Raw genomic sequence first — 20440 nt, forward strand, 5'->3', positions numbered from 1 at the left:
GACACAGGGAAGGACATTATATTCCTTGAAATTTCTGATAAATAAATCTAATTTCACTTCAAATAATTGAAGGCTTGTTTATGAGCTACTCACTAAACTTCATTTGCAATAATGAAGAAATACAAACGTCAATCAATCCCGCTACAGTTGTTTTAGATTTTCTGCGCAAGCATCAAAAACTAACTGGTACAAAGGAAGGATGCCGCGAAGGAGACTGCGGTGCTTGTGCAATTTTAGTTGGCGAACCTGTTAATGGAGGAATGAAATATCGAACTGTAAACTCTTGCCTTCTTCCAATACTTGCAGTCAATGGAAAACACATAGTTTCAATTGAAGGATTAAACTCAGCTAAGCTTAATCCAATACAGCAAGCTATTGTTGATGAAGGTGCCACGCAATGTGGATTCTGCACACCGGGATTTATCATTTCAATTACCGGATATTTTCTCTCCAACAAAAAAATAAATTATGATGCTGCTATAAATTATATAAGTGGAAATATTTGTCGCTGTACTGGCTATACTTCTATTAAAAATGCGGTAAAGAAAATATTTGAAGCATTGAACTCCAAACAGCAGTTAAATGAGAATACAATTGAAAAATTAATTTCTCTTGGAGTGGTTCCGGAATATTTTTCAGAAATCCCGTCACGTCTAAGAGAATTAAATTCCACTTTGTTGATGGAAAGGATTACTGGACTTTCAGAAGTTTTTGTTGGTGGCGGAACAGATTTGTTTGTTCAAAAGCCGGAACAACTTTTAAAATCAAAAATTATTATCGAAAATGATCAAGAACAAAATCAAGAGCAAGATATTTCAGGAATAAGATTGATTGGAGATAATATTATTCTTGACTCAAGAACTACAATATCAGAATTTCAAAATTCGGAAATAATTAAGAAGTACTTCCCGGAAATGGAAGTTCAGTTAAATCTTTTTGGCTCACCACAAATTAGGAATCGTGCAACAATTGGCGGTAACATTATAAATGCTTCGCCGATTGGTGATATGACAAATATTTTAATATCACTTGGGGCAGTTCTTAATTTAAGCGATGGAGAAACCGAGCGAAATATTGCAATAAAGGATTTTTATCTTGGTTATAAAAATCTCGATAAAAAAGAAGAGGAATTCTTAAAATCCATAGTTATTCCAATTCCCAAAGGAAATTACAAATTCAACTTTGAAAAAATATCCAGACGAACTTACCTTGATATTGCCAGCGTTAATACCACCATCTACATCGAGGTAAATGAAAATACTATTGCGGATGTCCGCCTTTCTGCTGGCGGTGTTGCGCCTTTTCCGTTCTATCTAAAAAATACTTGCAAATGTTTGCTGGGAAAAGAAATCAATTATTCTATTGTTAGGGAAGCGGCTGCAATTGCGCAAACTGAAATTTCTCCAATTAGCGATGTTCGCGGTTCGGCTGAATATAAAAGTCTGCTTCTTCATCAGTTGATCATTGCGCATTTTATTAAACTCTTTCCTTCCTTAATTGATTTGGAGGAAATTGTATGAGTAACTATGATTCAATTCAGCATGTACAAGGCATTTCTCAATTTGTTGATGATATAGCTTTACCCGAAGGTGCTCTTTCTGCTGCAATCTTAACATCACCAATTGCACATGGTAGAATTATAAAGATGGATTTAAGCGAAGCAAAGAAAATCCAGGGAGTAAAAGGAATTTTTACTTCGAAAGATATTACCGACGAAAATCAAATTGGTGGAATTATTTTAGATGAAGAATTACTGGCGGAAGATAAAGTTGATTTCATCGGTCAACCGATTGCAATTGTGGTTGCAGAAGATCAATTAATTGCCAGGGAAGCTGTAAAAAAAATAAATTTGGAAATTGAAAAACTTCCTGCCATCTTTGATCCACGCGAAGCATTTCTAAAAGGTGAGCTGATAATTCCACCACGAACCTTTTCTATGGGCGATGTTGAAGGCGCTTGGCAAAAGTGTGATGTAATTGTTGAAGACAGAGTTGATTCCGGTGGACAGGAACACCTCTACTTAGAAACGCAAGGCGCATTAGCTTATACAGTGGAAGGTGGTGGGGTTAAAATTATTTCTTCAACACAAGCACCAACAGCAGTGCAAAAAATTTCCGCACGTGTTCTTGGTTTACCAATGCATAAAATTGAAGTAGAGGTTGCCCGGCTCGGCGGTGGTTTTGGCGGTAAGGAAGATCAAGCTACGGGTTATGCTGTAATGACTGCCTTGGCAGCACATAAGTTGAAAAAACCCATCAAATTAATTTTATCGCGCCAGGAAGACATAAGGATTACCGGGAAGCGCCATCCATACACCTCTGATTTTAAAATTGGTTTATCAGCCGATGGAAAAATTCTTGCTTACAAAGTAATCTTCTACCAAAACGCTGGGGCAGTTGCAGATCTTTCTCCGGCAATACTTGAAAGAACTCTTTGCCATTCTACCAACAGTTATTTTATTCCCAATGTTGAAGCAACAGGAATAAGCTGCCGAACAAATCTTCCACCAAATACAGCATTCAGAGGATTCGGCGGACCGCAAGCAATGTTTGTTCTGGAGTCAGCTATCTACCGTGCAGCAGAAAAAATGGGAATCGATCCTTCAGTAATCCAGGAAAAAAATCTTTTAAGTGAAGGAGATGAATTTCCATTTGGACAAAAAGTTAAGAACAGCAACGCGAAAAAATGTTTGGCTAAAGCAACAGAAAAATTTAATTACGAAGCAATCAGGAAACGGGTAATTGATTTTAACGATTCAAATAAACTTTATAAAAAAGGTGTTGCTTTGATGCCGGTTTGTTTTGGCATTTCCTTTACAAGTACATTTCTAAATCAGGCAAGTGCACTTGTACATGTTTACACCGATGGAAGCATTTCTGTAAGTACGGCAGCAATTGAGATGGGGCAGGGAGTAAATGAAAAGATAAGAGCTATTGCAGCCACAAAATTTTCAGTAAACATAGAACGCGTTAAAATTAACGCTACAAACACAACACGGAATGCAAATACTTCTCCAACTGCTGCAAGCAGTGGTGCGGATATGAACGGCAAAGCAACTGAGATGGCATGCGAAAATATTCTGGATCGTTTATTTCAGGTTGCAAGAGAAGATTTGAAATTGAATGATTCGGTTATTTGTAAATTAGTTGATGAAAAAATTTATGCGGATGGAAAAGAAACTAATCTGACCTGGGAGAAGCTAATTCAATCTGCGTACATTAAAAGAGTAAGTCTTTCTTCCCACGCACATTATGCAACACCGTCAATTTATTTTGATAAAACAATCAACAAAGGAAAACCATTTGCCTATCACGTTTTTGGAACCGCAATAATTGAAGCCACCCTTGATTGCTTACGCGGTAACTATGAAATCAATTCTGTTAAAGTAGTTCACGATGTTGGTAAAAGTATAAATAAGGTTGTGGATAGAGGGCAAGTTGAAGGAGCAATTGTTCAAGGCTTAGGCTGGATTACAATGGAAGAGTTGTTGTACAACCCAGATGGAAAACTTTTAACTGACTCGCTTTCCACTTATAAAGTACCGGATATTTTCTGTGCACCAAAGGAAATTGAGGTTTACTTTCTTGAGGATACGACAAATCCTTTTGCAGTATTCAACTCCAAAGCAATCGGTGAACCGCCATTTATGTACGGTATTGGAGCATACTTTGCAGTTACAAATGCAATGAAAGCATTCCGCAAAGAAAAATATTTTAAGTTTGTTTCTCCTTTAACAAACGAAAGAGTTTTATTGGCTTTACATTCTTAAAAATGGAAATGAAAATCAATAGTTAATTGTGTTTGTCAGTTTGTATTTTATTCTTGGTCTTAATCTTAATCCTGATCTTCTGAAACAAAACAAGAGCAAGATCAAAATGATATAAGCAATGAGTTACAAATTTATAGATCATACTGCTGATATTGCAATTGAAGTAAAAGGTAAAACCTTGGAAGAACTTTTTACTTCTTCTGCAATGGCGTGGCGGGAATCAGTTACTGATGCTGAGTTGTTAGATTCGAATCAGGAAAAAAAATTAACTCTTTGTAGTGAACTTCTTGAAATTCTCCTCGTTGATTTCTTAAATGAATTGAATTATTATCTGCAAGTAAAAAAATGGATGATGAATTCAATTGAAAGAATAGGAATTTATTCTACCGGTAAAGAGTGGAGTTTAGAGGCGGTTATCAACGGCAGTGAATTCTCTCCGCAAATACATTCCTTGAAAGTAGAAATAAAAGCAATTACTTTTCATCAGATGAAGATTGAAAACATCAATGGTGAATTTGCAACAAGAATCATCTTCGATATTTAAATGATGGTTAAATTGTTCTATTGTTACATTGTTGACCGGAAAACAATTTAGCAGTATAACAGTTAAACAATAGTTTTTAAAAAGGTGATAAGATGGAAATAGGCGGAATTCAATTAAATAAAGTAAATGATAATCTTTGGGAAATTCCTTTAACTGGAAAGATGAAAGTTCCTGGTCGGATTTATATTTCCGAAGAAATGATAAAAAAACAATTAGAAAATGATGAAGCGCTTAAACAAGTTGTAAATGTTGCCTGCCTGCCAGGCATCCAAAGGTTTAGTTTAGCAATGCCGGACATACACTGGGGATATGGATTTCCAATTGGCGGTGTTGCTGCAACAGATTTTGAAGAAGGTGTCATTTCACCAGGTGGTGTTGGTTATGATATTAACTGCGGTGTAAGGCTTGCGGCAACTTCTCTTGAATATAGTTCTGTGCAAAGTAAAATTGGAAAACTTGTTGAAAACCTGTTCAAAAACATTCCAACCGGAGTTGGTGCAAGCGGTGCAATAAAAAAAGTATCAGTCAAAGAAGTAAAAGAAATTCTTGCTGAAGGATCCCACTGGGCAATTAAAAACGGATTTGGTGCTGCGGAGGATATTTCTTTTACAGAAGAAGGCGGGCGATTGGATGGAGCCGATCCTGATGTTGTTGGTGAAAGAGCCCTTGAAAGAGGTCTAGATCAGGTTGGAACACTCGGCTCAGGAAATCATTTTGTAGAAGTTGATGTGGTTGATGAAATTTATGATGAAACAGCTGCCTCCGCATTTGGATTGTTCAAGAATCAAATTGTAATTCAAATTCATACCGGCTCGCGCGGTTTGGGTTACCAGGTATGCGATGACTATTTAAAAGTGCTGATTAAAGCAGAAAGTAAATATGGATTCGATCTTCCGGATAAACAGCTTGTTTGTGCACCAATCAAATCGAAGGAAGGAATGGATTATTTAGGAGCAATGCAATCTGCTGCAAATTTTGCATGGAATAACCGCCAGGTAATTATGCATCTCGTAAAGAAAAGTTTTTTGCAAACATTTAATATGTTGGAGAAGGATTTAGGATTTCAACTTGTTTACGATGTTTGCCATAATATTGCCAAGATAGAAAAACATAAAATCGATGGTGAAATAAAAAAAGTTTGCGTTCACAGAAAAGGTGCTACAAGAGCATTCGCTCCGGGGAGCGAGCTCATTCCGGATAAATATCGGGGAGTTGGGCAGCCGGTGTTAATTCCTGGTGATATGGGAAGATACTCATATGTTGCAGTTGGAACCGATAAGGCAATGAATGATACGTTTGGAAGTTCATGCCACGGTGCTGGCAGAACACAGAGCCGCCACAAAGCAATGAAGAATGCTAAAGGCAGAAATATTATTGAGGAGCTTTCAAAACTCGGAATAGTGGTTCAGGCAAAGGGGATGAGAACAATTGCAGAGGAAATGCCGGAGGCTTATAAAGATGTATCTGATGTTGTAAATGTTATGCACAATGCCGGCATAACAAATAAAGTTGCTAAGCTTAGACCGGTTGGAGTGATTAAAGGTTAAGAAGAATCCTCAAAAATTTTTATATAGGAATCATAAAAAAGCCGACGCGTTAAAGCCAGCTTTTTTATTTGATTTTTTACTTCATCAAAATCATCTTCTTCATCCGTGAGTAATTTCCAGCTTTTATCTGATAGAAATAAACTCCGCTTGTTAGTTTGCTTCCATCAAATTCAACTTCATAACTTCCAGTATTCTTTTCTTCGTTTACTAATGTTGTTAATTCTCTCCCCAGAATATTAAAAACCTTTAGTGTTACAAATGATTGTGCTGGAATTGAAAATTGAATTTTTGTTGTTGGATTAAATGGATTCGGATAGTTCTGCATTAATTCAAATTGATCAGGTATTCCTTTCACTTCATTTTTTTCAACAGGCGTTGCTTCATTAAACTTATTAAGCAAAATATTTTGAACAAATTCCTTCGCTTGTTCCTGCTTCATATAATAAAGTGGAAAGCTGAGCGTAATAACTTTATAATCAGTGCCAAGATATTCTACACCTACCGGCAAGCCTTTCATGCTTCCAGCAACGGTTGTCGAGTCGAACCTGGAATCAAATTTATAAATTACATTACCATTATCATTCGGTTCAATACTTTCAATGTCCTTTAGTTGAAAGCTGGTTGCAGAATTCAATTTTGAAGAATCAGTAAAGATAGAAATATAATCGTCATCGGCAGATATCGCTCCGCTAAATCGCGTGCTAAATACTTTATTAACCCGTTTGATCTTAAGAAAGTCATAGAAAAAGTCACCAGCAAAAAACTCCCTGGGATATACAATATTTTTTTCAAAAGTTTTGGATGGTAAAAATCCTGAAATTATTAATCTTCCACCGAACTGCAAATATCTAACAAGGTCATACAGTGTACTACCCGTACCAGAAAAAGTCGAATAACTTTCGTCACCGTGGACAAAGATTGTAGAATAAGCACCCAGATCAGCCAACTTAGGCAAACCCTCTTTGGCAATATCAAAATCTTTTTTGTTAAAGTTAGTCAGCAGTGAATTATAAAAATCGTCCACTTCTGCGTCACTAGGTTTTCCGATTGTTCCGTTTCCATCAGCAGTTTTATCAACAACCAATATTCCCTGATCCAATGAAACCGAACGCGATTTTATTATTGCAGAACTACTTTCATTTAAAGTGCTGTCGATAGCTTTAATGCTGTAATAATAATAAATCCCGTTTTGTGGTGTTGAGTCTAAAAACAAAGTGTCTTGAACAATTGATGAGTTTAGCTTTATATAATTTCCACTTTCATTTGAAGAACGATAAATGTTATACCCGAGTAAATCGTTTTCTATGTTTGGCTTCCATCTGATTTCGATGGAATGCATTTGTGGCACATCTACCAACCCAGTTGGCAAAACGGGAACTAATTGAGGTATTAAAGATTTCTCCACAATCATACTGCTGTTTCCATCATTATCAACAGCAGAGATGCCGATATAATATTTTACTCCTTTGGTAAGATTATCTAACACCATTGTAGTGTTTGTTGTTGAAAGTACAGCATCATAAACCCCGGACGATTTTCCGATATAAATATTATATCCAGCCAGATCCGTTTCTGCGCTTGGCTGCCAGGAGAGTTTTAAAGAGTTTCCGGTTCCAAGATCAACAACAGAAAAGTTTTTAACTTTTGATAACATTATATCTGTATTCAAAAGTGTAGCACAAGAACCTTTAATTACCTCTGCGCAATAACTAATGTTGCAATTGTCAATTATGTCTCTTGGGGAATGATAATAAGGACTGAAAGAATATTCCTCAAAATATACGGCAGGAAACCCATACGACCAGAAAGCATAACTATCCGAACCGCTGCTATTCAGTGACCCAGTTTTGGCATTTAAAACAGAAAACTTCTGCGTACTTTGTTTTGCAATTTCTCTATAATCTTCTGCCCCGGTATAATAATTAATATTTATGTTACCTGATTGTAGTGAACCCGAAAAATTACTAATCATATCGTGATTGATCATCAGTTTAATTTTTTTGCCGGCAGAATAAGCTTTTTGTGCGTAATCAAAGCCACCAAATAAACCATATTCTTCAGCCGCGAATGTAACAAACTTAATTGTTGTTTCAGGTTTATATCCCATCCTACTTAGCACCCTGGCTATTTCTAAAACTGCGGTTGTACCGCTTGCGTTATCATCCGCGCCCGGTGCAATAAGGATAGGATTGCCTGAAGAATAGGAATCATGATGTCCCCCAACAACAATTTCTTCATTAGAGGTACTTAAGCTGTGGAGAGTTGCAACAACGTTTTTTTGCCACGTACCCTGGTAATTAAAAGAATCTATTTTAACATCGGTATAACCCATTTTTTGGAACTGCGATTTGATCCACAGGGAAACCGAATCTTTCGTTTGTGCAAACAGAAAACGGGTTTTAAAATCCTGCAAGCTTTTAATAAAAAAACGAACCGTATCTGGATTTACCTGTTCTACAATTTTATTAATCAAAGAATCATTTTTTACGGATATGGTTTGACCCTCATCGATTTTATTGTTCTCAAAATAGAATGGTTTTCTTTTCATCGCAATAAGTGAATTATAATTAGAAATTAATTCTTCTGAATTTATGTCTGGATTTTTAAGCACAAAGTTTTTCCCGTCATTATAAATTACATTCGTTGGATTGAAAACGGGGTTCAATTCATTTAAATGAGGACTGGTGATATAATATTTATTCTCAAGTGGATTATCATCAACGATGTTATACTGAATATGCTCCAAACTAAAGCTATTAAGAATTACTTCCGACACTTCTGTAATTAAAACATTATTAAAAATATGATAAACAGGAAGCTGAAATTTTTCCAATTTATTAAGTCCGTTCTTGTCGCTCAGTTCAACTGATATGAGATAATTTTTTTGTTGTGGAAAGAGATTGATAGAAATAAGAAATGCGAAGAGAAATAAATTGATTGTTTTTACCATTGTAACTCAAATCCTAAAAAATTTTTGCCAAATATATCTTGCTTAAAGTTCTAATCCAAACTTAAGATTGATAGACAGGAGTGTTGGTAATTTCTTCCAAATCCACATTCATGATAGTTATCACAGCATTCTTTCTCGGATATTGTATATTAAAGAAGGAAGCAGACATTAAAAACAAAAGGGTATATACATGAAAAAGGTACTGATCATAGATGATAACAAAAACCAGCAATACTTACTTTCCCATTTTCTCACGAAATATTTTGAATGCGAAATTCTGACGGCAGATAATGGAGAGGAGGGTCTGGAATCTATTCAAAAAGAAAATCCTGATTTAGTTATTCTTGATATTGCAATGCCCAAAATGGATGGCGTACAATGTCTTCAAAGAATAAGATTGAACAACATGAACAGCACTACTCCGGTGATTATTTCAACAGGGATGGATGAAAAATCCTTGATTTTCAAACTACTAGCTCTTGGTATATCTGATTATTTGATGAAGCCCTTCAATCTTTTTAGCCTTTATGAAAAAGTAAAAAAACATGTACCGGCTAATAGTTTTTTAACAAGTTGATTTATAAATCAATCAACAATAAAACATTTTGTAAGTGCACAATTCATTTTGTGTGATTATTTAGCCAGCTAACAATTGCAATAAAGATTTCATCTCTTCGAGCTTCATTATGAATTTCATGATAAAGTTCATCAAACACAATTAGAGTGCAATCTGTTTTAACTTTTGCTGCAAAGCGTCTGCTTGCTTCTGGTGATGTTACTCTGTCTGAACCACCGTGAAGAATTAGAAGCGGCAAATTAAAATCCTCCGCATGGGATAAAGCCCATTCACCGGCATCTCTAACACTAACAAATGTTCTTGCAGAAATCCAGGGATGAATGTACTTGTCCTTTTCCGGCACTTCCAATTTTATTTTTTCTTTTGAAAGGTCTGAGGACTTCAATCCATTAAATGAAATAAAAGATGGCCAATAATTATTTAGAAAGCTGGCAACATTATTCATTATTGAATTGGGTGGGTGACAAAGTTTTAACCAGGGACCAGTTACAATTACGCCAGCTAAATCGGTTGAAATATTCCTTAGTACATAATTGATGACAAGATTACCACCCATACTGTGCCCATATAAAAAAAGCTTTTTATCCGGAAATCTTTTAGCGGCTTCATTAAGCAGTTTTGAAACATCTGAAAGAGATGCTTCGTAAGATGGTGTGTGTCCTCTCTTCCCCTCCGATTTTCCATGCCCACGCTGGTCATAACTTATCAAAGCGTAGCCGGCGCTTGTTAAAGCAATTGGCAATTCTTTGTACCTGCTTGAGTGTTCTCCAAGTCCGTGAACCAGACAGACAACTGCTTTTACCTCAACATCTGGAATCCAGATTTGAGCAAAGATGTTTAATCCATCTTCCGTTTTCCAACCGAACTGAACATTTTCCATTTTCAAAACAATTTCATTAAAAATTGAAACTCCTAACAGCAAATTACAAATAAATCCCAATAATTAAATTCAAAATTTAATACAGTAGAAAAATCATTTTTAAGATTGGATTCTTATTTAACCTGGATTTCTTTATACCGGAAGCAGTCGGTAGTATGATCATTCACCATCCCGACCGCCTGCATATAAGCATAACAGATTGTAGAACCAACAAACTTGAATCCCCGCTTAATCAGATCCTTGCTCATTGCATCACTTTCCAAAGTTTTTGCCGGTATTTCCTTTAGTGATTTCCATGAATTTAAAATTGGCTGTTCGCCAACAAACTGCCAGATATATTTATCAAAGCTGCCAAATTCGTCTTTTATATTTAGAAAAGCTTTAGCGTTTTGAATAGCTGCACCAATTTTCAGCCGGTTGCGAACAATACCAGCGTTTTGTAAAAGTTCATCAATTTTATTTTGATTGTAAACTGCAATTTTCTTTGCATTAAAATTATCAAAGGCTTTCCGGTAATTATCTCTCTTTTTAAGAATAGTACTCCAACTTAAACCGGCTTGCGCTTCTTCAAGAATAAGGAATTCAAAAAGAAGCCCGTCATTGTGAACCGGAACGCCCCATTCCTTATCGTGGTAATCTATATAAAGTTGATCTGATGTTGACCATCCGCAGCGGGTAATCATATCATTTTCCTTTTGGCATTATCCTTTTAAATTTTCTGGGTTTCGCCTTTTCCACTTTTTGTTTTTTAGAATTTAACAACAAAAGCTTCCTTCCGGTTTCCAGATAGTAATTCATAGATTTTTCCCACCAGCGCATCATATCATCAAATTGCTTTTCCGATTTGGTTTGCACAAATTCATTCCCCTTTTCTGATATTGTAGTAAATGTATAATCAACTTTCACGTCAGATGTGCCATCGGTATTATCAATAACCTGTAAGCGGATTTTAACAATTACTGTTTCCCAAGTTAATCTTACAAACTCGATTATTTTATTTTTTTTGTTGTACTTTGTTACAACCCAAATTGTATTTACATCCCCAGCGTGTTTGGTTTTAAATACCGCACCCTCTTCTGCAAACCCGGATAATGAAAAGATCATTTCGTAGCTCCAACCATCAAGCCACTCGGTTTCTTTTTGGGGACAAAGAAGCGGAAAAATTTCTTTTGCGGTTGCATTTATTTTCTGTGTATAAGTTCTGCTAATTCTATTCGATTTGAAAGGCATAGTTCAATCCTTATTTAAGATGATTTTTTTTGTTGGTAAAGATAAAGAATTGTATGTACGAAATCCTAAAATCAAAATTAAAATATCAAATGGAAAAAAATAATTATTTCGGGAGTCCATCTGTCTTCTTTTCAAGATCTTCTTTTGTCTTTAGTTGTTTGTAATCTTTTAAAATTTCTTTTTGAGCTTTCAGGTAACCAAATAGAAAGTACATAGTTATAAAGAATGAAATATGAAAAAGAATTATTGGAATAAATCCCAATGAAACATTACGCCAATAATCCACAAGGTTTTGTCCTTTGTTATACAATGCAACTGAATTAGATAGTGCAATGTAATCGTAAACCGTCCAGAGAAATGAAACAGCTCCGATTAAAATTGTAATAATTGAACTGATCTTTAATTTAAACATATCTTTCTCCTAATATACTTGCGGAAATAAATTTTAGTTAATGATTGCTAAACTGTTGCACGGGATCTTTTCACTGAAATTAAGCAAAGCAGCAATTAAAAAATTATTTGATCCATACAGTTTTGATGTTTACAAACTCCTTAATTCCATAGTGTGATAGTTCTCTACCATAACCCGAAGCCTTTACTCCACCAAATGGAAGCCGTGGATCTGATTTTACCAGTCCGTTTATAAATAAAGAACCGGATTCTATCTTATGTACCAATCGCTTTGCTTTCTCTAGATCATTAGTCCAAAGACTTGCACCAAGACCAAACGAAGTATCGTTGGCAATTCTGATTGCATCTTCCTCATCATCTGCTACAATTATGGCGGCAACTGGTCCAAAGGTTTCCTGATCATAAACCGGCATTCCTTTTTTAACATTGGTAATAATTGTTGCCGGATAGTAATAACCTTTCACATCCATTCGTTTACCGCCGGTTAATACCAGGGCACCAAGTTCAACGGATTTTTTCACCTGTACATCAAGATCTAAAAGTAAATCTTCCCTGGCAAGTGGACCGAGATCATTCTCTTCATTAAGTGGATTTCCAATTTTTAAATTACCGATTAAACTTACAAGCAAACTTTCAAAATCATTTGATATTTCTTTTACAACAATAAATCGCTTTGCAGCAATACAACTTTGCCCATTATTAATTATTCGAGCAGTAACAGCAGTTCGTGCTGCTGCTTCAACATCGGCATCTGCAAGAACAATAAATGGGTCGCTGCCACCTAATTCCAAAACTGATTTCTTTAAATTCCTTCCGGCTGCTTCCGCAACTTTTCTTCCAGCCAAATCGCTTCCCGTTAATGTAACTGCCGCTACTTTTGGATGACTTATTATTTGTTCAACAGAAGAAGAACCAATAAGTAAAGTTTTAAATGTGTTGGATGGAAACCCAGCTTTAGTAAAAATTTCTTCAATAGCCAGTGCAGACATTGGTACGTTGGAAGCATGTTTAAGCAGACAAACATTTCCAGCCATCAAAGCTGGTGCAGCAAAACGAATTACCTGCCAGAAAGGAAAATTCCATGGCATTACAGCAAGCACAACGCCGATAGGATCGAACTGAATATAACTTTCTGAGGCATCGGTGTTAATAAATTCTTTACTTAAAATATTTTCTGCATTCTCCGCATAATATTCACATACCCAGGCACACTTTTCAATTTCTGCATATGCCTGCTTTATCGGTTTACCCATTTCAAGTGTTAATATTCTACCGTACTGTTGCTTTCCTTCACGCAAAAGGTTGGCAGCTTTTAACATAAGTTCTTTGCGGAAAGTTAAATCCGTTTCCTTCCATTGTAAAAATGCCTGGTGCGATTTTTCAATTTCGGCTTTCACAATATCCGCCGGCATTTCTTCAAAACTTTTAATTATTTCTTCAGTAGATGGATTTACAGATTGAATTGACATTTTATTCTCAATTATTTATTCGAAAATTAAATCTTCATTACAATGGGAAGTTTTTGTAAAATTAACGAAGTAGAAATAAAAATCACTTAATAACCTTTAACTTAAAATAAACTTCCTCAGGAGAAAAGATTCCTGCAAGAAATCGCTCGTACATTACCGGTTCAATGTTCAATAAAACATCCATCCATTTAAGCAGGTTAAAGTGCGATGTAATAAATCTTTTTTCTATTATTTCAAACTGGGCTTTTCCCTCATAGTTTGTACGATGGTTCAGTTTCCATTTTTCATAAAACTTTAACTTTCGGTTACCGATAAACTCATAATTATCAAACGTTCTTATTGAAAAGGGAATTTTATGATCCGGTTCGCCAAAATATTTTGTATTAAGAAAAAATGGTGCATAAACAATAATAATTGCTCTTGGTTTAGAAACACGGTAAAGTTCAGTAACTACTTTATGAAAACTATCCAGGTGCTCCAGAACGTGCGAAGCGTAAATTTCATCAAAAGTGTTTTCTTCAAAAGGAAAAGGATAGGAATTCAAATCGTGAATTACATTCCCGCCATAATCCACAATATCAATATTAACATACCCAGCTTTTAAATCCTTTCCGCATCCCAGATTCAGTTTCATATAACCTCAAATATTTCAAGAAATTTAAATGCAATTTAAACAAATCATTTTAAGTGATGATGAGCAGAGAAAAATCAAACTTCTTTCCATTTTATAATAACAATCTACTTTTAGAAAAGCTCATCTTTCAAAATCTCTTTTTCAACAGTATCAATTATAGTTGAATGAAAATAAACATCAAACCATTCTTTAAACATTTCTACAGTTCTATCATTGGGCCAAAGTTTTTCATCAATATTCCACTCGCTTAATTCCATATCAAAAATTTCCGTGAACTTGCTTCTTATATACTTTTCTGCATCACTTAGATTATCACTAACCGGAATTAAAAATGCAGTACAATCACCCCGGATATCTTCAAGAGAAATTTTTCTTTTATTGATGTTTTTGAGCCAATTATAAAATGGTTGCTTTGGTTTGATAACAACAAGTTGCCTATCGAGTGCATACATACAAACCCCTTTTAGTTTTAATCTGTAAATATCTTCCTAAACAATTTGTTTAATTTATAAAGCAACATAACTTTCCAGTTAAAAAAAGTCAAAGAAAATTTCGTAGAACGCAAAATTCCAATTTTATTTGCAATATTTTCTGCCTAAGTTTTCATAATTAAAATCATAGGATTATGCTGGTTTAATATGAAAAAATTTATGTTGATCAAATTTATATATTTAATCGTTCCGCTCCTGGTACTTTCTTTTTCATTTATAAGTTGTAGTTCATTTACCGTGATAGAAAAGGAAGGACTGGAAAAAATAACACCGGAAGACATCCAAAGCTTCATAACATTTCTTGCTTCAGATTCTCTTAAAGGAAGAAATACACCAAGTCCCGGGTTAGATACGGCAGCTTCATTTATTGCAAAGGAGTTTAAAGCAAGCGGATTATTGCCTGTAAACGGAAGTTATTTTCAAAAAATTTACCTTGGGAAAGTCAACCTGGGAGATGAAAATCATTTAAAGATTTCAACGGGTGGAAAAGAAATTTCATTTTCAATAAAAGAAGATTTTGTTCCGTTTGAAATGACTGCCAATAAAGGGGTTAATTCCTCAATTGTTTTTGCTGGTTACGGAATAACCGCACCTGAATACAAATATGATGACTACAAAGACATTGATTCAAAAGGCAAGATAGTTTTCATCCTGCGACATGAACCAGGTGAAGAAGATTCAGGTTCCGTATTCGACGGGAAAAAATTAACGAGCTATTCTGAGGTTTCTGAAAAAGTAAAAACCGCAATTGAGCATGGTGCCATCGGAGTAATGATTGCGACTGATCCATTAAATCATTCCTCCTTAACACCCCGGGGATTTCCGTGGCCATCTCTTTCCAAAATAATTCCCAAAGATGCACTTCCAATTACTTTAATTGATGACGAATCAACTAAAATTCCGGTGGTTCAGGTTGGCGAAGAAGTTGTTAAAATGCTTTTCGGAAGTGTAGAAAAACTTAAACAAATTCAAAAAGAAATTGATGAAAAAACAACACCGAACTCTTTCTTGTTAAAGGATTATTCTGCATCGATAAAGACGAGCACTTCAATACAGGAATATCCATCTAATAACGTTGTTGGACTTGTGGAAGGTTCAGATCCACAGCTTAAAAACGAAGTGGTAATTCTTGGCGCCCACTATGATCATGTTGGTTATAAGAAAAAGCATAATCCAGGTGAGGATTATATTTTTAATGGAGCTGATGATAATGCATCCGGAACAGCGGCATTAATGGCAATCGCAAAATCTTTCGGTTCATTACAACAAAAACCCAAAAGAAGCTTATTGTTTATTGCATTTCTTGGAGAAGAATTAGGTCTTCTTGGCTCCCAGGCTTACGTAAACAACCCACTATTTCCTTTGAATAAAACGGTGGCAATGCTGAACTTTGATATGGTTGGACGAAATGGTGAAGATACTCTTTACATAGTTGGAGTTTCCAGAAGCCCAGACTTAACTGAAATAAATAAGAAAGAAAACGAGCGGATTGGATTTACACTTTTATATAACCAGGAACAATTTTTAGGAAGAAGTGACCAGGCAAATTTCTTAAAGAAAAGAATCCCATCACTTTTTTACACAACGGGGGAGCACCCGGATTACCATAAAGTAACAGACGAAGTAAGTTTGATAGATTTTAATAAGGAAGCAAGAGTCGCACAGTTAGCTTTTCTTACTGCACTATACATAGCTAACGATAATCAGTACTATAAAGTTATCCCAAAACGTATTTCATTATTTTAATATTATTAAAGAGGTGTTATGAAAAATCTTTTCTTAAAATCAATAGTTTGTTTTACTTTCATATGCATTAACGTTGCGGTTTTTGCCCAAGGTTCATATAAACTTCAGTATAACTTCCAGAAGGGAGAAAGCTATAAATATAAAATAACAACGGATGGAGTTGTTACGGAAACAATGATGGGTCAGGAAATGAAAATCATCATGGATAGTAAACTCTATCTTAAAATGGAAACAGAAAATAGAACTCCGAAAAACATATCACTTTTAGTTTCTCTCGACTCAGCTAAATTCCACATGGGTATGCCAATGAAAGATACGACTATGAATTTAGAAAATTTTATTGGTAAGCGAACCAGGCTGGTTGCTCTTGCAACAGGTAAAGTAATTAAAAAAGAAATTGTTGATTCCGTAGCAGGAGTTTCGGAAATGATGGGACAGATAAGCGGGGAAACTACAAAGCTAATTGTGCTGCCGGAAAAAGAAGTGAAAATTGGAGAAACCTGGAGTTCTGAGGATGTTGATACAATAAATATGATGGGCGGAAAGATTGCGAATAAATCTAATATTGATTACACAATGGTGGGTAAGGTTGATACCTTATCACATTCCTGCCTTAAAATATTGTTCAAAGGAAAAACTTCCGCTGAGGGTAACGCAAAAATTATGGGGATGGATTTGTTTATTGAAGGAAATGGTAAAACAATTGGGTTTCTATATTTTGATGCGGAAAAAGGATTGATGATCCACTCTAGTACACAAATAGATAATGAAATGACTATGGCGGCAACTGGTGAACAAAATCAGATTATTCCGATAAGTCAAATAACAAGAAATACATATACGATAATAAATAAGTGATTCTATTAATTAAAGAACCCCGCATTAGAGCGGGGTTCTTTGTATCAACTTTATTTTGACTGTTAGTTCAAAGCAAGTAATGGTCTGGTTATATCAGCCAGGGTAACTTCATCAACTTTTAATGCAATTACACCTTTTCTAACCATCCCTAATGCAACGGCAGCACCTTTGGATAGATCGAGTTGGCGCCTATAACTGTATGGACCTCTATCATTAACTCTTACAATAACCGATTTGTGATTTCTTAAGTTTGTTAATTTGAGAAGTGTTCCAAAGGGTAAGGATTTATGTGCGGCTGTAAAAGCCATTTGATCATAAAATTCGCCATTGGCTGTCTTTCTACCGTGGAATTTTGGACCATACCAGGAAGCTATCATTTTGCCCTTATCCAAAAATTTGATGATGGATTCCTTTTCTATTTGTTGGGTAGAATCATTATCAGCTTTCGGTTCTAGGCTGCTAACATTTTCCTGTAACTGCGTACTTCCCGAATTGAATTCTTCACTAATTAGTGTGAATCCTACCAAAAGTAACATAACAAAAATTATGGCTCCTTTTGTTAAAGATATCAATAAAGACCTCACTAGTTGTTTAGAAATTTCTACATTCAATTTAACCCGAGCCGCACCAAAAATTCAATCTCAATATCTTGGATTGCCCCAGCAGAGACCATCCCCGATTATTCGAATTATTTGGCTTATCATCCGGATAATATGGAGTAAATTCTAAATCGGTATGAAAGAAATTGATATTGCATGAATTCCCGATGTATTAATGGATAATATTTTTTAATTTTGTCTCAATAAAAATTCATCAGGAGAATTTAATGAGAAGTACAATTACAGCTTTTATTCCTTATGCTGGGTATGAGCATTCGAAAAAAACAGTAAACGATCTTAGAAAATGCAAATTAGTTCAGGAGATATTCCTTTTAACCGTTGGAGGTTCAGAGAATTCTATTGAAGGATGCAAGAAACTAAATGTTGAAAACCTTGTTGGAAGTGACACTATTAATCTAATAAAGGATAATTCAAATTCAACCTTTACATTGATGGTAACCCAGGATAACATTATCGAGTTTGGGCAATTTGGTATTGAACGCTTTGCTAAAGTAGCCGAAGGAACCGGCTCGGGATTGTTATATTCTGATTATTATGATAACAAAGATGATACACGAATACCTCATCCAGCAATAGATTACCAGATTGGCAGCTTGAGAGATGACTTCAACTTTGGATATGTGTACTTTATGAATACCCACGCATTGAAAGAAGCTTTAGCCGAACAGGAAAAGAAAGATTATAAATTTGCCGGACTGTACGACCTTCGCCTAAAAATCTCCCAAAACAATCCGGTTATCAGAATCCCCGAATATCTTTACACTACCAGCGAAAGCGACACACGCAAGTCGGGTGAAAAGATATTTGACTATGTCGATCCCCGGAACCGCGCAGTTCAGGTGGAAATGGAAATTGCCTGCACTTATCATCTTAAAAGAATAGGCGCTTACTTAGAACCAAAATTTGAAAAAGTTAATCTTGATGAAGAAAAGTTTGAACTGGAAGCTTCTGTAATTATTCCTGTAAAGAACAGGATTAAAACAGTTGCCGATGCAGTTAACTCCGTACTTATGCAAAAGACAACATTTAATTTTAACCTGATTGTGGTAGATAATTATTCCACCGATGGGACAACTGAAATCTTAAAATCCTTTGCTGAAAAGGATAAGAGAGTGGTTCATGTAATTCCTGAAAGAAAGGACCTTGGGATTGGTGGATGCTGGAATGAAGCCGCTCATCATCCAAAGTGCGGAAAGATTGCCATCCAATTAGATAGCGATGACGTTTACAAAGACGAGACAACGATCCAGAAAGTAGTTGATAAGTTCAAAGAAGATAAATGCGCAATGGTGGTTGGTACCTACCAGATGACCAACTTCAAATTAGAAGAAATACCACCGGGAATTATAGATCACAAAGAATGGACACCGGATAACGGCAGAAATAACGCACTAAGAATTAATGGTTTAGGTGCACCACGAGCTTTTTATACACCAATCCTTCGCGAGATTAAAATTCCAAATGTAAGCTATGGAGAAGACTACGCCCTCGGTTTAGCCATTTCCCGTAACTACCAGATTGGCAGAATTTACGAACCAGTTTATCTTTGCCGCAGATGGGAAGAAAATTCTGATGCATCGCTTGATATTGTTAAAATGAATGGATACAATCTTTATAAAGATAGAATCCGCAGCCTTGAAGTTCTTGCACGACAAAGAAAAAATGCGCTATGATAGACAAAGTTTTAATTCCAGATTCTGATTTAAAACCCTGGTTAACAGGTGATGACCTTGGCAGTAAAACCAAAGCTCTTCTTGCACATCAGAAAGAGAACTGGCAGCTTTGTGCCAACGGTTATAAAAGTTTAGATAGTGTGGAAGTACGATCATTTGAGTTTGACGGATTTATTATTAAAGTACAGTTTAACCCGGGGCGGATCATTTCATCATCAGCAAAGGTTGATGAAAAATCCATTAAGGAAAGGAAGTGTTTCCTTTGTTTTAATAATTTACCACCAGAACAACGTGGAATACTTTACAGGAATAATTACCTTATTCTTTGTAATCCTTATCCAATCTTTAACGAGCATTTTACATTACCAAATATAGAACATCTGCCACAGGCAATTGATGATTCCTTTGCTGAGCTTTTAAGTTTTAGTAAAGAACTTGGTAAGTATTACACCGTTTTCTATAACGGACCCAAATGCGGTGCTTCTGCTCCGGATCATTTACATTTTCAGGCAGGTAATAAATTTTTTATGCCGATCGACAAAGAATATGAATCAATAAAAAGTAAACTTGGTAACAAGATTATTGAAGAAGAAAATCTTGCAGTTTACGCAGTTGATAAATATTTACGCCGGTTTATCTCTCTGGAATCGAGCAGCAAAGAAATCCTTGTAAAAGCCTTTGAAACATTTTACAATATTTACGAAAAGATTTCTGCTCCGGGTGAAGAACCGATGATGAACATTCTTTCTACTTACGAAAGTGAAAAATGGAAAGTCATTATATTCCCGCGCGCCAAACATCGTCCTTCTTATTACTTTGCAGAAGGTGATGAGAATATACTTCTTAGTCCCGCTGGGGTAGATTTGGGAGGCACCCTAATAACTCCGCTTGAAAAAGATTTTAAAAAGATAACCAAAGACCAGGTAATTGATATCTTCCGTCAGGTAACTGTTACTACAGAATTTTTTGAATTCATTAAAAAAAGCTTGAAGGCTGAAATTACTTCCACTACAAGTGAAAGTGTAAAATAATAAGGAAACC

At 35.5% G+C, this 20440-nt stretch carries 17 protein-coding genes and 1 pseudogene; 9 read left to right on the forward strand and 9 right to left on the reverse strand.

The genetic code is table 11. The features are described from left to right. The first annotated feature begins 80 nt into the window (after positions 1–80). From NTX22_10020 to NTX22_10035, 4 genes are all read left to right on the forward strand, one after another. Positions 81–1520, forward strand: coding sequence for an FAD binding domain-containing protein (locus NTX22_10020; GenBank protein ID MCX6150850.1), 1440 nt, complete (start codon positions 81–83; stop codon positions 1518–1520). Next, on the forward strand, positions 1517–3769 hold the full coding sequence (locus NTX22_10025; protein MCX6150851.1) for a molybdopterin-dependent oxidoreductase: 2253 nt from the start codon (positions 1517–1519) through the stop codon (positions 3767–3769). Before NTX22_10020 ends, NTX22_10025 begins: the two co-directional genes overlap by 4 nt. A gap of 118 nt (positions 3770–3887) precedes the next feature. Then, positions 3888–4313: an archease gene (locus NTX22_10030; protein MCX6150852.1), complete on the forward strand. Its 426-nt coding sequence runs from the start codon at positions 3888–3890 to the stop codon at positions 4311–4313. Positions 4314–4405: 92 nt separating this feature from the next. Next, positions 4406–5860 (forward strand): RtcB family protein, encoded by a 1455-nt coding sequence (locus tag NTX22_10035; GenBank protein ID MCX6150853.1) that lies wholly within the window; start codon positions 4406–4408, stop codon positions 5858–5860. 76 nt (positions 5861–5936) lie between these two features. Here the strand turns inward: NTX22_10035 and NTX22_10040 are convergent, their stop codons facing one another. Then, positions 5937–8810: a M20/M25/M40 family metallo-hydrolase gene (locus NTX22_10040; GenBank protein MCX6150854.1), complete on the reverse strand. Its 2874-nt coding sequence runs from the start codon at positions 8808–8810 to the stop codon at positions 5937–5939. A gap of 190 nt (positions 8811–9000) precedes the next feature. Between NTX22_10040 and NTX22_10045 the strand changes: the two genes are divergently transcribed. Beyond that, a complete protein-coding gene (locus tag NTX22_10045) occupies positions 9001–9387 on the forward strand; it encodes a response regulator (GenBank protein ID MCX6150855.1) in 387 nt (128 codons plus the stop codon). Positions 9388–9430: 43 nt separating this feature from the next. Here the strand turns inward: NTX22_10045 and NTX22_10050 are convergent, their stop codons facing one another. The 7 genes from NTX22_10050 to NTX22_10080 all read right to left on the reverse strand — a co-directional run bounded on the left by NTX22_10050 (position 9431) and on the right by NTX22_10080 (position 14463). Further along, positions 9431–10267 (reverse strand): lysophospholipase, encoded by an 837-nt coding sequence (locus tag NTX22_10050; protein ID MCX6150856.1) that lies wholly within the window; start codon positions 10265–10267, stop codon positions 9431–9433. A 113-nt stretch (positions 10268–10380) separates the two neighbouring features. Continuing rightward, the gene (locus NTX22_10055; GenBank protein MCX6150857.1) at positions 10381–10950 is read right to left on the reverse strand and encodes a DNA-3-methyladenine glycosylase I; all 570 of its coding nucleotides are present in this window, start codon (positions 10948–10950) and stop codon (positions 10381–10383) included. A gap of 1 nt (position 10951) precedes the next feature. After that, entirely contained in the window at positions 10952–11497 is a 546-nt protein-coding gene (locus NTX22_10060; protein ID MCX6150858.1) for a hypothetical protein, read from the reverse strand. 103 nt (positions 11498–11600) lie between these two features. Beyond that, positions 11601–11909 (reverse strand): hypothetical protein, encoded by a 309-nt coding sequence (locus tag NTX22_10065; protein MCX6150859.1) that lies wholly within the window; start codon positions 11907–11909, stop codon positions 11601–11603. Positions 11910–12012: 103 nt separating this feature from the next. Further along, positions 12013–13377 carry an NAD-dependent succinate-semialdehyde dehydrogenase gene (locus NTX22_10070; GenBank protein MCX6150860.1) on the reverse strand — a complete coding sequence of 455 codons (1365 nt, stop codon included), beginning with the start codon at positions 13375–13377 and terminating at the stop codon, positions 12013–12015. A gap of 82 nt (positions 13378–13459) precedes the next feature. Continuing rightward, on the reverse strand, positions 13460–14011 hold the full coding sequence (locus NTX22_10075; GenBank protein ID MCX6150861.1) for a methyltransferase domain-containing protein: 552 nt from the start codon (positions 14009–14011) through the stop codon (positions 13460–13462). Positions 14012–14121: 110 nt separating this feature from the next. Then, entirely contained in the window at positions 14122–14463 is a 342-nt protein-coding gene (locus NTX22_10080; protein ID MCX6150862.1) for a hypothetical protein, read from the reverse strand. 198 nt (positions 14464–14661) lie between these two features. On the opposite strand from NTX22_10080, the gene NTX22_10085 reads away from it, so the two are divergent. After that, positions 14662–16248, forward strand: coding sequence for a M28 family peptidase (locus NTX22_10085; GenBank protein ID MCX6150863.1), 1587 nt, complete (start codon positions 14662–14664; stop codon positions 16246–16248). Between the two features lie 18 nt (positions 16249–16266). Next, positions 16267–17106, forward strand: a complete 840-nt coding sequence (locus NTX22_10090; protein ID MCX6150864.1) for a hypothetical protein — start codon at positions 16267–16269, stop codon at positions 17104–17106. Positions 17107–17168: 62 nt separating this feature from the next. Here the strand turns inward: NTX22_10090 and NTX22_10095 are convergent. After that, positions 17169–17486, reverse strand: a pseudogene (locus NTX22_10095) (septal ring lytic transglycosylase RlpA family protein). A gap of 446 nt (positions 17487–17932) precedes the next feature. Between NTX22_10095 and NTX22_10100 the strand changes: the two are divergent. Together NTX22_10100 and NTX22_10105 are read left to right on the forward strand one after the other, a co-directional pair. After that, on the forward strand, positions 17933–19399 hold the full coding sequence (locus tag NTX22_10100; GenBank protein MCX6150865.1) for a glycosyltransferase family 2 protein: 1467 nt from the start codon (positions 17933–17935) through the stop codon (positions 19397–19399). Then, positions 19396–20430 (forward strand): DUF4922 domain-containing protein, encoded by a 1035-nt coding sequence (locus NTX22_10105; GenBank protein ID MCX6150866.1) that lies wholly within the window; start codon positions 19396–19398, stop codon positions 20428–20430. The genes NTX22_10100 and NTX22_10105 overlap by 4 nt, the downstream gene beginning before the upstream one ends. Positions 20431–20440 lie beyond the last annotated feature (10 nt).

This window comes from Ignavibacteriales bacterium, assembly GCA_026390815.1.
Taxonomy (GTDB): domain Bacteria; phylum Bacteroidota; class Ignavibacteria; order Ignavibacteriales; family SURF-24; genus JAPLFH01.

Bases quoted from the DNA above. Each gene is read 5' to 3' on its own strand.
- NTX22_10055 (MCX6150857.1), bottom strand. From the start codon at position 10,950: ATGATTACCCGCTGCGGATGGTCAACATCAGATCAACTTTATATAGAT.
- NTX22_10020 (MCX6150850.1), top strand. From the start codon at position 81: ATGAGCTACTCACTAAACTTCATTTGCAATAATGAAGAAATACAAACG.
- NTX22_10070 (MCX6150860.1), bottom strand. From the start codon at position 13,377: ATGTCAATTCAATCTGTAAATCCATCTACTGAAGAAATAATTAAAAGT.
- NTX22_10100 (MCX6150865.1), top strand. From the start codon at position 17,933: ATGAGAAGTACAATTACAGCTTTTATTCCTTATGCTGGGTATGAGCAT.
- NTX22_10025 (MCX6150851.1), top strand. From the start codon at position 1,517: ATGAGTAACTATGATTCAATTCAGCATGTACAAGGCATTTCTCAATTT.
- NTX22_10050 (MCX6150856.1), bottom strand. From the start codon at position 10,267: ATGGAAAATGTTCAGTTCGGTTGGAAAACGGAAGATGGATTAAACATC.
- NTX22_10085 (MCX6150863.1), top strand. From the start codon at position 14,662: ATGTTGATCAAATTTATATATTTAATCGTTCCGCTCCTGGTACTTTCT.
- NTX22_10040 (MCX6150854.1), bottom strand. From the start codon at position 8,810: ATGGTAAAAACAATCAATTTATTTCTCTTCGCATTTCTTATTTCTATC.
- NTX22_10090 (MCX6150864.1), top strand. From the start codon at position 16,267: ATGAAAAATCTTTTCTTAAAATCAATAGTTTGTTTTACTTTCATATGC.
- NTX22_10105 (MCX6150866.1), top strand. From the start codon at position 19,396: ATGATAGACAAAGTTTTAATTCCAGATTCTGATTTAAAACCCTGGTTA.
- NTX22_10030 (MCX6150852.1), top strand. From the start codon at position 3,888: ATGAGTTACAAATTTATAGATCATACTGCTGATATTGCAATTGAAGTA.
- NTX22_10080 (MCX6150862.1), bottom strand. From the start codon at position 14,463: ATGTATGCACTCGATAGGCAACTTGTTGTTATCAAACCAAAGCAACCA.
- NTX22_10065 (MCX6150859.1), bottom strand. From the start codon at position 11,909: ATGTTTAAATTAAAGATCAGTTCAATTATTACAATTTTAATCGGAGCT.
- NTX22_10035 (MCX6150853.1), top strand. From the start codon at position 4,406: ATGGAAATAGGCGGAATTCAATTAAATAAAGTAAATGATAATCTTTGG.
- NTX22_10075 (MCX6150861.1), bottom strand. From the start codon at position 14,011: ATGAAACTGAATCTGGGATGCGGAAAGGATTTAAAAGCTGGGTATGTT.
- NTX22_10060 (MCX6150858.1), bottom strand. From the start codon at position 11,497: ATGCCTTTCAAATCGAATAGAATTAGCAGAACTTATACACAGAAAATA.
- NTX22_10045 (MCX6150855.1), top strand. From the start codon at position 9,001: ATGAAAAAGGTACTGATCATAGATGATAACAAAAACCAGCAATACTTA.